The sequence below is a fragment of the Rhodococcus sp. NPDC056506 genome, from assembly GCF_042794945.1.
In the GTDB taxonomy this organism is placed as follows: domain Bacteria; phylum Actinomycetota; class Actinomycetes; order Mycobacteriales; family Mycobacteriaceae; genus Rhodococcus_F.
In genome coordinates this window covers 74906-89481 of record NZ_JBHTSW010000013.1, presented here as the reverse complement: position 1 = coordinate 89481, position 14576 = coordinate 74906, and the positions used below count along the sequence as shown (strand labels likewise).

Genomic DNA, 14576 nt, shown 5'->3' with positions numbered 1-14576 from the left:
CCTTCGCACTGTTGAACGCAGCATAGTTCAACATTGACAGGACGATCGAATATAGACAGACTGTCCATTAACATTCGTGATGTCAATTTTCTCTGGAGTGTTCATGAACCTCGGTACTTATCTCGCCCGAAGCGCCAGCTTCTACCCCGATCTCGAAGCCCTTGTCTGCGGCGAAGGCCGGTGGACTTACAGCGAGCTCGATACGGCCGCAAACCGTCTCGCGTCCGCTCTCGCAGTGACCGGGGTACGGCCCGGACACATGGTCGGAACCTTTGCCGGAAACTGCGGGGAGCTCGTGGTGACCGAAATGGCCTTGTACAAGGGAGGGTTCGTCAGGGTACCGATCAACGCACGACTGGGAGCCGACGAACTCGCGCATATCCTCGCCGACGCCGACGTGCGTGTTCTCTTCGTCGACGCCGCCCACGCCGACATGGCGCTGAAGGTCGTCGCCGACGCCGGGCTGCACTGCAGGGTCATCGACTACAGCACCTCGACTCCCGGCGCGGACAGTTATCACGAGCTGACGGCAAGGGGCAGCGAAGACAACGTCGAGGTGGACGTCGACATTGACGCCCCGGCTGTCCTCAACTACACATCCGGATCCACCGGCAAGCTCAAAGCTGCGGTCCAGAGTCACGGCAACCGCTTGGCGAACATGCGCAAGCGACTGATGAGTCCGGAGGGCGCGCCGACTGTTGGTGATCGCTACCTCGCCCCCGGCCCGATCACACACGCCTCCGGCATGGTGATGCTCGGAATGTTCGCCAGGGGCGCCGCCGTGGTGATCCTGCCGGCATGGGACACGAGGACGTTCCTGCAGACCATCGAACGTGAGCGGATCACCACCACCATGGTGGTCCCGACGATGCTCAACCTGCTGATGGACCATCCGTCGGTTACCGACGTCGACCTGAGCTCTCTGCGCTGCATCGGCGTAGGCGCCGCGCCTGTTTCTCCACAACGGCTGCGTGACGCGGTAAAGCTGTTCGGTCCCATCGTCATCCAGGGGTACGGGCTCGGCGAAACGACCAGCGTCGTCACTGTTTTGACCGCTGAAGACGTGGTGCGCGGTATCGAATCCGACCCCGAGCTTCTTCTCTCGTGCGGTCGGCCGGCATACGACACCGATGTTCGAGTGGTCGACGACAACGGCGTACAGGTCCCGGCCGGCACGATCGGCGAGATCGTCGCCAGGGGTCCGGACTGTGTCCGCGAATACTTCCGCGAACCCGAACTGTCGGCTCAGACGTTCAAGAACGGCTGGGTCCACACGGGCGATGTCGGCTATTTCCGCGAAGACGGCTACCTGTTCATTGTCGACCGCAAGAAGGACATGATCATCTCGGGCGGATTCAACATCTACTGCAGCGAGGTAGAGGCAGCCCTGTACGAACATCCTGCTGTTTCCGAAGTATGCGTAGTCGGAGTTCCCGATCCGAAATGGGGAGAAGTGGTCAAAGCCGTTGTCGTGACCCGCGATGGCATTGACACCACCGCAATGGAATTGATCGCGCACTGCTCGACCCGTCTGGCAAGCATGAAGAAGCCGCGTTCGGTCGACTTCGCAGATTCGTTGCCCGTCAACCGAAACGGCAAGATCGATCGCCGCGCGATTCGCGCAACCTATTGGACCACCGCTGACCGTCACGTCAACTGACAGGAAAAAGACATGTCATTCGCTCTCACCCCTACCTACGAAGACAACCCAAGGCTTCAATCGCTCGTCGAGCGTCTACGCGACTATCTCGACGGCGAACTCGCCGAGTACGAAGCCGAATTGGGTCTCACTCAAGAATCCCACTACATCCGTGAGACGCTCGAGCCAGTGTGGAGACGCAGCCGCGAACTCGGCTTCTACGGGATCCACCTCCCAACTGAACTCGGCGGCCAGAACCTCACCTTTACGGAACTCGCCGCGCTCAAAGAAGAGGTCGGCGCATCGCCGCGGGTCCTCGCGACGTCCGTACTCGGAGACATGGGCGGTCCACTCCGCGCGGGGTCGATCTTTCAGTACGCCACCGAATACCAGTTGGAAAAGTACTTGATTCCGGTACTGCGCGGCGAGAAGGCGTGCTGCTTCTCCCTCACCGAGAACGATGCAGGTTCAGACGTTCGCGGCATGCTCACCACAGCAACCCCGGACGATGCCGGCTGGCGCCTGAACGGCCACAAGGTGTTCTCCTCCGCGGGTCCCTTCGCCGACTTTTCGGTCCTGATCGCAAAGATGGCATCCGACGGCGACGGCCCGGATTCGTACTCTGCCTTTCTGGTCGACCTGGATTCTCCCGGCTGCACAGTGGCGGACGGTGACGTCCCGATGTCCGGTCAGCACATCGAAGCGGACATCATCCTCGACGACTGCTACGTGGGGCCGGAACAGCTTCTCGGAAATGTGGGCGAAGGCTTGCGAATCGGACTCGGCCGAGTCACGGTCAACCGGTTGTTGCATTGCCCCACCGTCCTCGGCGGAGCCCGCCGAGCGCTGGAACTGTCGGTGGAGTACAGCAAGACTCGCCAGGTGCAGGGCGCTCCTCTTGCGATGCTGCAGTCCATTCAACACAAACTCGCCGACATGGCGACGGACTACTACGCCGCGCGCTCGATGACCTACGCCGCACTCGACGCACTCGACGCCGGTCGAAGTCCTCGAATCGAAGCATTCATGTGCAAACTGTTCGTTGCCGAGAAGGCCTTCACCATCGCCGACCACGCAGTTCAGATTCACGGAAAGGCCGGGGTCATCCGTGGTTCGGAGATCGAATCACTGTTCCAGAGGTTGCGGATGTTCCGAATCCTCACCGGGTCATCCGAGATTCAGAAGAATGGCATCGCGCGCCAATTACTCACCACCTGAACATCATTGATCCAAATGCGTATCCACTCCGTGCCCGCCAGGTCGTCTCGCGCTCGATGTGGCGGCCGGACGGGCACTCGACGCTTCAGAGGCAATCCCTGTGATCGAGAACGAACCGGACTACAGATTCAGCCTTGCCAACGAGCGAACTTTTCTGGCGTGGATTCGAACGGCGTTGGGGTTGTTGGCCGGCGGCGTCGCAGTCGGCCAATTCTACGGGTCTGAGAATGACAACAGCCTGAACAAACTTCTCGGAATCGTGTGCACCGTCGTGGCGTCAGCGATAGCGCTCGGCGCCCTCAGACATTGGAAAGCAGTCCAAACCGCAATGCGGCGTGATCAACCCCTCCCCAAGTCACCGATGATCGCGCTTGTCGTCGGCGGGGTGTGCCTGGTCGCCGGCCTGTGTGTAGGGATGACGGTGTTTTGACGGATAACGAGGTTGTGGCGGAGAACGAGCCGCCCGGATTGCAACCAGAGCGAACGGTGCTCGCCTGGCGACGCACCGCACTTTCCGCCTTGTCGGTGTCAGTGATTTCGGGCCGCGAAATCGTCCTGCACCCGTCAGTCCTATCCGTCGCAGTGTTCGTCACACTGCTCACCACGGCGGTCGGCATCACAGTGGGCGCACGGGTGCGACATCGTCGATTCATTCTGAACCCCAGGGATTCTCGAGAAATGCCACTCGCCATCATGGCAACCCTGGCGGCCGGCATCGCGATTGCCGGACTCGGCTCCAGCCTTGTTATCCAACTTTGAACCATAGATAGACAGAGTGTTTATTTATGTATATTCTCTCCACTAATGCTCGCTGTGACTCAGTGCACAGTCGACCGCCGCGCGCAGCTACACCGCGCCACGAAATCATCGGCGTATTTCGAGAGGGAACCCATGACCACAGAAGTTGCGTCACCTACCCAGTTTCAACGCGGTCGCCGGGGAAAGAATCTCGCACTGCTGACCGGTTCGACGGCAATGGACAACGCCGAAAGCAGCGTGACGTCCGTGCTCTTCCCTCTCATGCGCGAGGCCATGGGATTGTCATCGGCGGCGCTCGGCACGATCGTTGCAGTGGCCAAGGCCGTCGGGGTCTTCACGGCAATCCCCTGGGCGTTCTTGGCCCGACGATATTCTCGTAAGTCGGTACTTGCCATCTGTTCAGGGTTCTGGGGTATCTGGGTAATCCTGGCCGGATTGTCCGGCAGCTTCACTCAGTTTCTCGTCCTCTATGCGATCGGCGCCGCAGGTTTCGCCGGCGCCGGCTCGATTGCATTGTCCATCCTCGGAGATCTGTACGAGGACGCCCGGAGGGGCCGCGCAACGGGATTGGTATATGGCGGCGTCGCCGTCATCACCGGCGCGACCGCCCCGATATTCGGGCTTTTGTCGCGCTTCGAAGATGGATGGCGCTACGGATACATAATCACCGGTGCAATCTGCATCGCCATCGGTGTGCTGATCATGCTTTTCCTCGACGATCCTGAATCCGCCGACGCGCATGCACAGACGACCGCCGACGATCTCGGTGCCAAAGCAAGATTCTGGCGTGAAGGGATACGAGAGCTACTCGCTGTCAAGACATTCCGATACATACTCGTACAACGCGTATTCTCCGGCCAGAACGTCATCATGAGCTTCAGCATCGTATTTCTCGTCGAGGAGCACGGATTCACGACCGCAACTGCTTCGATCATCGCACCGCCCTTCGCAATCGGGTACCTGCTCGGCACGTTCGTCGGCGGGCGAGTCAACGACGCCGTACACGTCAAACGACCCCGAAGCGGCCGCATCATCATGCTGCAGGCCAGCCAACTCGGATTCGCGGCCGCAGCACTGATCGCTACGCAGATTTCCTGGAACAGCATCGGCGTCTACGCGGTCTTGTTCGGGATCGTCGGCGTCCTTCAAGGTCAGGTTCCAGTGGTCAATCGGCCGATCATCATGGCTGTAGTCCGTCCGGAACTGCGAGCCCTGGCCTTTGCGGTTTCCGTCTCGACAGTCGAAGCGCTGGCCTACGCCGGATACGCCGTCTTGGTCGGAACCCTCGGCGACAGAATCGGATTGCAAGGCGCACTCTTCATCGTCACCGTAGTGCTGACCACCGTCAACGGGGTCGCTTCAGGCGCACTGTATCGCCCGTACGCCCGCGACAGCGCAGCCCTACTCGCCAAGCCATCCGCCAACCCCCTACATGAACAGAATGCGCTTCGGCACTAGGCAATTCAGATCATCAACTGCGAACTCGGCGATCAACACTCCAACTCGGCAATCAAGACGGAAGAAGACCTCAGATGACACGAAACATAGCAACGGATGACATTCCCTGGGCGCGCGGATTCACCGACCCGGCCGACGTGCGCCAACAAGCCACAACCATACGAGAGATGGTTGCTACCCGCCGTGTGTGGCGCGGCGACGGACCCAAATGGACCCTCCCGACCGACGAAACGGATCTATCCGGTGTCACGTTGAACCTTCCGGATCAGCCGAAGCAGACGGTGTCCGAGTTCCTCGCGGGTGCGCATAGCGACGGTATCGTCGTGCTGCATCGAGGACGCATCGTGTACGAGAGCTACTTGCACGGTTGCAAACCACACGAACCGCACCTCAATGCATCGATGGCGAAATCCTACGTCGGTTTGATGGCTGCACTGGTCGAAGCACAAGGGTTGTTCGACCGCGACGATCGGGCGTCGAAATTCATTCCCGAGTTGGCAGGAACTGCGTTCGGAGACAATCAGATTCAGGACCTTCTACACATGGGCACTGATGTAACGTACGACGGTCGGCCGTTCTATCGCACCATCGAAGCCAGCCGTTTCTGGGCCGTAGTCGCCCCGAAGCTGCGCCCCGCGAATTACCGCGGCCCGGAGACCATTCTCGAGCACCTCGCCACAGCACGCACCGCGGGCCCGACTGGCGTCGAATTCCGCTACGAGAACGGCAATGTCGAGACTGTCGGAGAAATACTGCGCCGCGTGACCGGAACTTCACTCGCCGAACTACTCAGTGAGCTGGTCTGGTCACGGATCGGGGCCGAAGAGGATGCGTTCTACATAGTCGACTCCGCCGGAACGGAGATGGCGGCAGGCGGATTCAGTGCGACCCTTCGAGACGTGGCCCGAGTGGGTGAGATGATCCGCTGTGACGGCGCCGTCGGGGACCGTCAGGTGATCCCGCCGAGTATTGCGCAATCTATGACCGCCGGTGTGCCCGCAGGCTATCCCTCGGAGGTCAGAAGCCCGCGCGCCGCTGTCGACTCACCCGCCACGATGAGCTACCACGACTACTGGTGGATTCTCAATGATCCGTTCGGATCGTTCATGGCAAGCGGAATCCATGGTCAGAGACTCTTGATCTCGCGCGACCTGGAATTCGTGGTCGCACATTTCGGAGCCCACATCCTTTCCCCCGCGATCGGCACTCCGGACTTCGTACCTGCGTTCCTTCAGATCGGCACTCATTTGGTGTCGAACGCTCGCGGAGAGGCCACCGCCGGCTGAGTTTCTCGTGCATTCAGCCGGCGGCAGATTCGAGCTCACCCAAGGATTCCTCGAGGTGACCTAGGAGTCGTTGCAAGTGGGGGACATTACGGCGGCAGCCGACCAGCCCGAACTGCATAGTGTCCGCGTAACCGATGACGGTGATGTTCATTGCCTGCCCGTCCAACGGAATCGACGCCGGATAGCAGCTCTCGAGCTTCGCGCCGTTCCAGTATCGTGTCGTCGTCGGGCCGGGGACGTTGGAAATCACCAAATTGAAAACCGGACGACCGGTGATCAGTCGTGAGGACCCAGGAATCAGCGGTAACCCGAGACCCGCGACGTTCAACGCACTGAGAGCCGTGATCTGCAGGGGCGTCAGGCCCGACATCAGGGACTTGGCGCTACTCATCGAGTCGTGAACTCTCTGGAGTCGGGCCGCCGGATCCGCCAATTCGGTTGCCAGATCGCACAACACCGCACCTACGGCATTGCCGGAAGCCTCACCTGTTTCGCCTTTGCGAAGAGATACCGGCACCATCGCGATCAACGGTTTGTCCGGCAATTCGTCCAGTTCGATCAGATAGCGTCGTAGCGCGCCCGCGCACATGGCCAACACCGCATCATTGAGCGTCACGTCTGCAACGCAGCTGACCTTGCGCAGGCGCTCGATCGGCCACGACTGCGCGGCAACACGTCTCGCTCCGGTGATCGGGACGTTGAAGATCGATTTCGGAGCAGCGAACGGCAACGGCGCTACGTGATCCTTCACTGCCGAGGCAGCGGCGTTCACTATCGCAGGGCCCACCCCGACCACATCTTGCACGGTGTCGATCACCGAGCCCACCCGCCTCTGCAGGTCCAGCCCGCGACTGGCTCGGACCCTACCGGAAGACGGGCGCTGCGCCCACGGCGGCATCGAATGCCGATCGAGCGGATCCGACGAGAGGCTGCGGTACCACGCTTGAACAGCGGACACACCATCCATGAGCGCATGGTGTGTCTTCATGTACACGGCAACTCGGCCGTCGGCGAGGCCTTCGATGACGTACGCCTCCCATAGTGGCCGATGCCGATCGAGCAGCGTGCCGTGCAGCATCGAGGTCAGTTCCAACAACTCGCGGACTCGACCCGGCCTGGGCAGCGCAAGCAACCGGACGTGATATTCGAGATCGACGTCCTCGTCCTCCGTCCAACGCACCGGCGCGAAGTTCGACAGGAACTGCACCGGCTTGCGGCGAAAGAGGGGGCGGATCGACTCGACGTCGGTGAGCGAACGGTAAAGCGATCTGGCGAATTCGCCGTCGTCCCCTTCCGGTGGAACGAATAGTGACAGTCCACCGACGTGCATGGGGTGCTCCCGTGACTCCATCAGCAGGAACATCGAGTCGAGCGGCAGCATCAGCGTCATGGCGATCCGTTCTCTCAGGCGGCTGACCGGTGCACCAGTCAGCCGCTGTTCGACAAGTTACTCGCCCTGACTCCCCACATTGATGACTCTGGCAAAACATTGACTACTCGATTTTGGCGGGAGTCTGATGTTCCGGTCGACGAACGCTATTTCGGCCGTAGCATTTCACGTCGATTCGCGAGTGAATGATGAGACACATAGCACTGCAACGAATTTCAATGCCCACGCCCACAAGTAGTAGCGGAGCCGATCGTTGTCCTACTTTTGTCGGAATTGTGGCGGATTGTCTGTACATCCAAGTCACACGTGACTACCGTCACTGATCATCACAATCCGACTGGTCGCGACGTCGCGACTCACGAGGTTGCATCCTAAGGAGAATTACATGTCCCGACGTTCAACGTCGCGTGGGTCTTTCAGCGCGCTCGCCACCGCAACTGTGCTCGCCACCGTCACTGCGATGGGAGCCTTGTCAGCAGGTATTGCAAGCGCCGCCCCAACTGCGGGGACTCCCTTCGGCGGTTGGGATTCATGTCCGATCGACAATCCCGAGACCAGCACCTGCATGGACGTCACAGTCACCGGCGGAAACATGAAGATCGGCAAGCTCTCCGTCAGTATCCCCGCCGGGGCGATGCGCATCGCCGGCGGAGTTGCCTACCGGGAGAATCCGGAGGCTGAATTCGGATTCGACCAAGTATTCATCCCGCCGAACGACAACAGTCGGGGGATCTACGCCAAGCCCATCGAGATCCCCGGCGGCGCACTCGGAATCGACCTACCGTTCAACAATCTCTTCGGACTGAACAAGGCCTCGGCCACCGTCGAGTCGACTTCTGCACTCCCCACCGTGGATGCATTTCAGCTTGGTGTGAAGCTACCCGTCAAACTGAAGATCGCGAACCCCCTACTCGGCGGCAAGTGCTACCTGGGCTCGGACAGCAACCCCGTCCAGCTCAACCTGGATGTGACCGAATACGGTGTCCTCGAGGAAGTTCCAGGTTTCCCGGACACCGCGGTCGTTCGAAACACCGGACACACCGGACAGCCCTTCGCGGTCCCGACGGCTTCGGGATGTGGCCCGTTCGGCGTGCTGAATCCCATCGTGAACTGGCGCGCCGGGCTTCCCTCGTCCACCACCTCCAACTCCCTGACCACAACGAGTGACGTCTACAACATCGGTGCCGACAGCCTCAGGCCTCAGCCGGCCGGCTCACCCGAGCCCGCTGCCGTCATCGCCGAACGTAGTGCCAACTAGCAATCCACCTCCCGACCAACCGGAACCGTCAGCGCCGAAAGATTTCTCACCCCGAACGGAGCTCACTTGTCCATGCGCACAATACGATTCAGAGCCGTGCTCGCTGTCGTCGCAGCAGGAGTCCTCACTCTCGGGGCGGTGTCAACCGCGACGGCGGCTCCGCTGCCCAACGTACCGTTCGGAGGTTGGGGAAAGTGCCCGATTGCCAATCCGGAGACAAGCACCTGCGTCGACGTCGTCGTCAAGGGCGGCGAAATGAACATCAACGGACTCAAAGTACCGATTCCTTCCGGCTCGTTGAATATCGCCGGTGGTGTCGCCTATCGCGAGAACCCCGACGCAGAATTCGGGTTCGACCAGATCTTCATTCCTCCCACTGACGGCACCAAAGGCGTCTATTCGACCCCCATCGAGGTGCCGGGCGGGATCTTCGGACTCGGTATACCGTTTCCCGGCGGCCTGACCACTATCAAGGCGACTGTCGAGCCGGTCGCGTTGCCGACAGTCGACGCATTCCAACTCGGCGTCACACTTCCGGCCAGATTGAAGATTTCCAACCCTTTGCTCGGGACAAACTGCTATCTGGGTTCTGCGAGTAACCCGATCATGTTCAAACTCGGAGTGTCCGAAAATGGTGTCCTCGAGGAAGTCCCAGGATTTCCGGATACCGCCGCCGTCAGAAACGTGATGCACGCCGACGAGACTTTCGCAGTACCGGGCGCATCTGGCTGCGGATTGTTCGGCGCATTGAATTGGGCCGTCAATCTTCGCGCGAACGTTCCGTCTTCAAGTGGTCACAACTCTTTGACCACCACAAGCGATGTGTTCAACATCGGCGCCGACAGCCTGCGGACGCAGTAGAGCAAGCACCGGCGACTCACGAAGTATCACCGACAACAAGGAGATATCGATGTCCCATGCAGTTCGCCGCACCACCTTCGTCACAGCTGCCGCAGCAGCCGCGATTACAGTCGCAGCCGGCACCGCTCTGGCTTCGACCGTCGTCACTCCAGCGGGTCAAGCCGTGACTGCTTCGAGTAGCAATCTCAGCATCAAGACAGGAACGATCACACTTACCTGCTCCAGTACGACGGGCTCCGGAACCATCCCAGCGGCACCGGGTAACGCCAACACCGGCACCGGCGGGGTCAACGTCAATATCGGCACCCCCAGTCTGACCGGATGCAAAGCCAACGGTCTACCCGCCGTGGTCACGACCTCGGGCTCGTGGCTGTTGAACGTCTCGGCAGACACCGGATCGGCTCAGGGATCCCTCGTCATTCCTGCAGGAGGCGCAGTCGTCACGATGCCCGGATCCACGTGCACAGTCACCGTCGGCGCCAGCACTATCGGACCGCTGCCCTTCGATATTCCCAACCAGCGCGTCGTGGCAAGCAACACCGGCACTGTGAACTACACGCGTACCGGTACCGGGCCCGTCTGCCCCGCCGCGGCCACTGGCACGGCAACGATGTCGGGCACACTGCAGTTCGCGTCGGCCTCGCCGATCAACGTGACACCGTGAGGATCGACAGGTAGACAGCAAATCTCGTTGGGGGATCGACGCTTCCGTCGGTCCCCCAACGAGCGTCCGACGGCGCGGATCCGCACACGACCACCATCGGTTGCGCTTCGAAGTGGATCAGGGCGTTATTCATCTCCGGCTTCGGTGGCGTCGAGTAGCGCACCGAGGGCGCGGTGAAGTTCGGCAAGCTCACGTCCGCCGGTTTTTGTCAGTACGCGAGTATTTTCCGCGTCCAATTCGCGGACAATGTCTTTGGCGAGCACGATAACCCGTTTTCCCTCGTCGCTGAGATCGAGGCAAACGGCGCGAGCATCGCGACTGTCACGTTCGCTGACAACAAATCCGCCCTTCTCCAAAGCTCGCACGAGCTTGGATATGTAGATTCGCTGCAACCCTGTCTGTGCGGCAAGTTCTCGCTGACTTGGCCTCTCCCCCTCATTCACGAGACCGTGGAGTGACGCAAGCACCGAATACTGGGCGTGAGTCAACCCGAGATGCGCGATCGCTCTGTCAACTCCCGCCCGCCAGCGCAGGGCAAGATGCCACACCAGCGACCCTGTAGTCCATGTTTCTCGATCTTGCATACATATAGAGTACATGGCTACTATCTCAATTAGAGTATATGGAAACTATTTGAGGAGTCGCAATGCCCACAATTTCCGTGCTCGACTCGACCATGGCTTACAGCTCGTGCGGCGAAGGCGCACCCTTCGTGCTGATCCACGGAAATCCCACATCTTCATATGTGTGGCGAAACATACTGCCACACATAGGAAATACCGGCCACGCACTTGCTCCCGACCTCATCGGAATGGGCGCGTCCGGCAAGCCCGCAATCGACTACGGTTTCCTCGATACCGCCCGCTACCTCGATGCCTGGTTCGACGCGATGGAGCTCGACGACGTCGTACTCGTCGGGCACGACTGGGGTGGAGCACTCGCACTCGACTGGGCTACCCGTCACCCCGATCGCGTCCGAGGTGTGGCACTCTTCGAAACGATCCTGCGTCCGATGACCTGGGACGAGCACTTCCCGGGAGACGCACGAGCACGGATCGAGGCGCTGAGAGCCCCTGGGACCGGCGAGACGAAGGTACTCGACGAGAACTTCTTCCTCGAAATCGCGCTTCACAGAACAGTTCTCGGCGGCCTGTCCGAAACAGATGTCGACGCCTATCGTGCCCCTTACCCCTCACGTGAGAGCCGCCGGCCCCTTCTCGCGTGGCCACGATCCTTCCCCATCGAAGGAAGTCCCGCTGAAGTGGATGCACGTGTGTCGGCGTACAGCGAATGGCTCGCGGAAAGCACCGAGGTACCCAAACTCCTTCTCACCTTCAGCGGCCCCGCCGAACTTCTCATGATCGGACCCGACGAAGTCGCGTGGAGTCGATCGAACATCGCGAACCTCGAGGTGACCGAGTGCGGTCCCGCAGGGCATCTCGCCCCCGAGGATCAGCCCTCGGCAATCGCCGCGGCAATCACCGAATGGACACAGCGGCAACACCGTTTCAGCCGCGAGTGACTGGACTCCGTCGCCCAAGCGCTCCGAGCGTCGTTTCGCCAACGCGTGCGGTAGCGGCCCAGACCTTGCTCCGAAATGTGGGACCGACACCACCTCCGCCGGATTTGTCCGATATAACTAACTGGCGAGTACGCCGGTTGGGACGAGGTCGAGAACGAGGGGGCGTGGGTGGTAAGTGAGGACGGGCTGGGACAGACCTCGGAATTGGGGGCTCCACACAGAGTGGGCGGGTTTCTCTATCACCGAAGCGGCGATCGGTGGGAGTGGTCGGACGAGGTCGCGCGGATTCACGGCTATGCACCCGGACAAGTAGACCCAACGACTGAATTGATGCTCTCGCACAAGCATCCTGACGATCGAAAACACGTTGCGCAGACTCTGCTCGCCATACGCACGTCGGGCGGCCCGTTCAGCAGCCGGCACAGGATTATCGACACTGCCGGGGACACACACTCGGTAATCGTCGTCGGAGACAGCGTCGTGGCCGAGTCAGGTGAAGTGGTGGGTAGCTCGGGCTTCTACATCGACGTCACCGAAACCCTGGACAGCACGGTAAAAGCATCTGTCGACGAACTGGTCAACGAAATCACGGTCTCTCGCGGAGTGATCGAGCAAGCCAAAGGCATGCTCATGGTGATCTACGGCATTTCCGCCGATCGCGCCTTCGACATCCTCGTGTGGCGTTCTCAAGAGACGAACGTGAAACTCAGGGATGTCGCCGAGCAGTTGATAGTGCGAACGCTGGATGAATTCCGGGTACCGACACCATTGCGGACCCGATTCGATCACTTGCTGTTACAGGGTTGAACGACAACAGGGTTGAATGGCGACTGGGCTGAGGGATCTGTCCAAGGCGGTTCCCGTGGCTGGCTGCTCAACCTCGAGGAACCTCGCCCGCATTGATTCCGGGACGGTCCGATGCGGCCTATCCCCGTTGTTACCCAACACGGAGTAAAAGGAAACTACTTGTCGCCAGACTTCTTGTCGGAGGTCTCCTCGACCAGTTCAGGTGCTTGTTCGCGAGTTGCCATTCCGCCGTCGCCGCCCTTGTCGACGGGCCCTGGGTGCCCGCCCTTGGGCGACTGGTCGTTATTGTCCTTCTCGGTCATGCGGTCATCCCCGTCATCTGATCGTGTCAGTCATCTGGTCGTGTCAGTCATACAGCGCGCGGCCTTGCAAGAACGTCAAGCCCACCGCCCTCTCAATCTAACGCTCTCAGCACTTCTCGCAACCCTCACCGATTTGTTTGCATTTCAGCACTTTCGGGCAGGTGACAGCGAACAGCATTTCCACGATGAGAGGTCGATCCCAGTGCGCGCAGTGACTTGGCAAGGCAAACGGAAAGTAAGCGTCGATACGGTTCCGGACCCCACGATCATCGAGCCCACCGACGCGATCATCAAGGTCACCACGACGAACATCTGCGGATCGGATCTGCATCTGTACGAGACTCTGGGTGCCTTCATGAATGCGGGCGACATTCTCGGTCACGAACCGATGGGCATCGTCGAAGAAGTCGGATCGGATGTCACGAATCTCGAGATAGGCGATCGCGTCGTGATCCCGTTCCAGATCTCGTGCGGCAATTGCTTCATGTGCGATTCGAGTCTCTATACCCAGTGCGAAACGACTCAGGTCCGCGATCAGGGAACGGGCGCCGCGTTGTTCGGCTTCTCCGAGCTGTACGGATCGGTGCCAGGTGGTCAGGCTGAATACCTACGAGTCCCGCAGGCACACTTCACACACATCAAAGTTCCCGAAGGTCCGGCGGATTCACGATTCGTCTATCTCTCCGACGTGCTTCCCACTGCCTGGCAGTCAGTCGAATACGCCGACATCCCGCCGGGTGGATCCGTGACAATCCTCGGCCTCGGACCGATCGGCGACTTGGCTGCTCGCATCGCGCACCACAAGGGATTTCGGGTGATCGGCGTGGATCGTGTACCCGAACGCCTTGCGCGCGTTGCCGAACGCGGTATCGAGACCCTCAACCTGGACGACTACGGCAGCAAGATCGGCGATGCTGTCAGAGACGCGACAAACGGACGCGGAACCGATTCGGTGATCGACGCTGTCGGCATGGAAGCGCACGGGTCTCCGATCGGAAAGCTCGCGCAGCAGTTCGTCGGACTCCTTCCCGATGTTCTTGCCGCGCCGGCGATGCGCACCGCAGGGATCGATCGCCTCGGTGCCGTCTATTCGGCCATCGACATCGTTCGGCGCGGGGGAACCATTTCTCTGATCGGTGTCTACGGCGGAATGGTTGATCCACTACCGCTGATGACCATGTTCGACAAGCAGATTCAGCTCAGGATGGGCCAGGCGAACGTCAAGAAGTGGGTAGACGACATCATGCCATTGCTCACTGACGACGACCCACTCGGCGTCGACACTTTTTCCACTCATCAGCTCCCGCTCGATCAGGCGCCACACGCCTACGAGATCTTCCAGAAGAAGCAGGAAGGCGCGGTCAAGATCCAACTGAAACCGCACGGTTAATCCAACTCCGCAGTATTGTCGC

The 14576-nt window shown here is 60.2% G+C and carries 15 protein-coding genes; 12 read left to right on the top strand and 3 right to left on the bottom strand.

The genetic code is table 11. The annotated features are described in order from the left end of the window. The first annotated feature begins 103 nt into the window (after nt 1–103). The 6 genes from ACFQ6H_RS13770 to ACFQ6H_RS13745 all read left to right on the top strand — a co-directional run bounded on the left by ACFQ6H_RS13770 (nt 104) and on the right by ACFQ6H_RS13745 (nt 6360). Nucleotides 104–1660, top strand: coding sequence for a long-chain fatty acid--CoA ligase (locus tag ACFQ6H_RS13770; RefSeq protein WP_378646627.1), 1557 nt, complete (start codon nt 104–106; stop codon nt 1658–1660). A 12-nt stretch (nt 1661–1672) separates the two neighbouring features. Further along, nucleotides 1673–2857 carry an acyl-CoA dehydrogenase family protein gene (locus ACFQ6H_RS13765; RefSeq protein WP_378646625.1) on the top strand — a complete coding sequence of 395 codons (1185 nt, stop codon included), beginning with the start codon at nt 1673–1675 and terminating at the stop codon, nt 2855–2857. 100 nt (nt 2858–2957) lie between these two features. After that, on the top strand, nt 2958–3287 hold the full coding sequence (locus ACFQ6H_RS13760) for a YidH family protein (protein ID WP_378535611.1): 330 nt from the start codon (nt 2958–2960) through the stop codon (nt 3285–3287). Further along, nucleotides 3284–3616 (top strand): DUF202 domain-containing protein, encoded by a 333-nt coding sequence (locus ACFQ6H_RS13755; protein WP_378646624.1) that lies wholly within the window; start codon nt 3284–3286, stop codon nt 3614–3616. The genes ACFQ6H_RS13760 and ACFQ6H_RS13755 overlap by 4 nt, the downstream gene beginning before the upstream one ends. A gap of 132 nt (nt 3617–3748) precedes the next feature. After that, nucleotides 3749–5074, top strand: coding sequence for an MFS transporter (locus tag ACFQ6H_RS13750; protein WP_378646622.1), 1326 nt, complete (start codon nt 3749–3751; stop codon nt 5072–5074). A 74-nt stretch (nt 5075–5148) separates the two neighbouring features. Beyond that, complete coding sequence (locus ACFQ6H_RS13745) at nt 5149–6360, top strand: serine hydrolase domain-containing protein (protein ID WP_378646620.1); 1212 nt, start codon at nt 5149–5151, stop codon at nt 6358–6360. A 13-nt stretch (nt 6361–6373) separates the two neighbouring features. Here the strand turns inward: ACFQ6H_RS13745 and ACFQ6H_RS13740 are convergent, their stop codons facing one another. Continuing rightward, entirely contained in the window at nt 6374–7750 is a 1377-nt protein-coding gene (locus tag ACFQ6H_RS13740; protein ID WP_378635049.1) for a wax ester/triacylglycerol synthase family O-acyltransferase, read from the bottom strand. Between the two features lie 385 nt (nt 7751–8135). Between ACFQ6H_RS13740 and ACFQ6H_RS13735 the strand changes: the two genes are divergently transcribed. The 3 genes from ACFQ6H_RS13735 to ACFQ6H_RS13725 all read left to right on the top strand — a co-directional run bounded on the left by ACFQ6H_RS13735 (nt 8136) and on the right by ACFQ6H_RS13725 (nt 10533). Continuing rightward, nucleotides 8136–9008 (top strand): hypothetical protein, encoded by an 873-nt coding sequence (locus tag ACFQ6H_RS13735; protein WP_378646618.1) that lies wholly within the window; start codon nt 8136–8138, stop codon nt 9006–9008. A gap of 72 nt (nt 9009–9080) precedes the next feature. Further along, on the top strand, nt 9081–9869 hold the full coding sequence (locus ACFQ6H_RS13730; RefSeq protein WP_378646617.1) for a hypothetical protein: 789 nt from the start codon (nt 9081–9083) through the stop codon (nt 9867–9869). 49 nt (nt 9870–9918) lie between these two features. Continuing rightward, complete coding sequence (locus tag ACFQ6H_RS13725) at nt 9919–10533, top strand: hypothetical protein (RefSeq protein ID WP_378646615.1); 615 nt, start codon at nt 9919–9921, stop codon at nt 10531–10533. A gap of 125 nt (nt 10534–10658) precedes the next feature. On the opposite strand, the gene ACFQ6H_RS13720 is transcribed toward ACFQ6H_RS13725, so the two are convergent. Next, complete coding sequence (locus ACFQ6H_RS13720) at nt 10659–11117, bottom strand: MarR family winged helix-turn-helix transcriptional regulator (RefSeq protein WP_378646614.1); 459 nt, start codon at nt 11115–11117, stop codon at nt 10659–10661. A 62-nt stretch (nt 11118–11179) separates the two neighbouring features. Here ACFQ6H_RS13720 and ACFQ6H_RS13715 point away from each other — a divergent pair, with 62 nt between their 5' ends. Further along, nucleotides 11180–12055 (top strand): haloalkane dehalogenase, encoded by an 876-nt coding sequence (locus tag ACFQ6H_RS13715; RefSeq protein WP_378646612.1) that lies wholly within the window; start codon nt 11180–11182, stop codon nt 12053–12055. Nucleotides 12056–12223: 168 nt separating this feature from the next. Then, nucleotides 12224–12862 carry a PAS and ANTAR domain-containing protein gene (locus ACFQ6H_RS13710; RefSeq protein WP_378646610.1) on the top strand — a complete coding sequence of 213 codons (639 nt, stop codon included), beginning with the start codon at nt 12224–12226 and terminating at the stop codon, nt 12860–12862. Nucleotides 12863–13017: 155 nt separating this feature from the next. Here ACFQ6H_RS13710 and ACFQ6H_RS13705 read toward each other — a convergent pair whose 3' ends face one another. Then, on the bottom strand, nt 13018–13164 hold the full coding sequence (locus ACFQ6H_RS13705; protein ID WP_378547393.1) for a hypothetical protein: 147 nt from the start codon (nt 13162–13164) through the stop codon (nt 13018–13020). A 202-nt stretch (nt 13165–13366) separates the two neighbouring features. Between ACFQ6H_RS13705 and ACFQ6H_RS13700 the strand changes: the two genes are divergently transcribed. After that, nucleotides 13367–14554: a zinc-dependent alcohol dehydrogenase gene (locus ACFQ6H_RS13700; protein ID WP_378646608.1), complete on the top strand. Its 1188-nt coding sequence runs from the start codon at nt 13367–13369 to the stop codon at nt 14552–14554. Nucleotides 14555–14576 lie beyond the last annotated feature (22 nt).

What these genes read in the sequence shown, in the direction of transcription:
- ACFQ6H_RS13770 (WP_378646627.1), top strand. Translation starts at nt 104, where the DNA reads ATGAACCTCGGTACTTATCTCGCCCGAAGCGCCAGCTTCTACCCCGAT.
- ACFQ6H_RS13765 (WP_378646625.1), top strand. Translation starts at nt 1,673, where the DNA reads ATGTCATTCGCTCTCACCCCTACCTACGAAGACAACCCAAGGCTTCAA.
- ACFQ6H_RS13750 (WP_378646622.1), top strand. Translation starts at nt 3,749, where the DNA reads ATGACCACAGAAGTTGCGTCACCTACCCAGTTTCAACGCGGTCGCCGG.
- ACFQ6H_RS13745 (WP_378646620.1), top strand. Translation starts at nt 5,149, where the DNA reads ATGACACGAAACATAGCAACGGATGACATTCCCTGGGCGCGCGGATTC.
- ACFQ6H_RS13740 (WP_378635049.1), bottom strand. Translation starts at nt 7,750, where the DNA reads ATGACGCTGATGCTGCCGCTCGACTCGATGTTCCTGCTGATGGAGTCA.
- ACFQ6H_RS13735 (WP_378646618.1), top strand. Translation starts at nt 8,136, where the DNA reads ATGTCCCGACGTTCAACGTCGCGTGGGTCTTTCAGCGCGCTCGCCACC.
- ACFQ6H_RS13730 (WP_378646617.1), top strand. Translation starts at nt 9,081, where the DNA reads ATGCGCACAATACGATTCAGAGCCGTGCTCGCTGTCGTCGCAGCAGGA.
- ACFQ6H_RS13725 (WP_378646615.1), top strand. Translation starts at nt 9,919, where the DNA reads ATGTCCCATGCAGTTCGCCGCACCACCTTCGTCACAGCTGCCGCAGCA.
- ACFQ6H_RS13720 (WP_378646614.1), bottom strand. Translation starts at nt 11,117, where the DNA reads ATGCAAGATCGAGAAACATGGACTACAGGGTCGCTGGTGTGGCATCTT.
- ACFQ6H_RS13715 (WP_378646612.1), top strand. Translation starts at nt 11,180, where the DNA reads ATGCCCACAATTTCCGTGCTCGACTCGACCATGGCTTACAGCTCGTGC.
- ACFQ6H_RS13705 (WP_378547393.1), bottom strand. Translation starts at nt 13,164, where the DNA reads ATGACCGAGAAGGACAATAACGACCAGTCGCCCAAGGGCGGGCACCCA.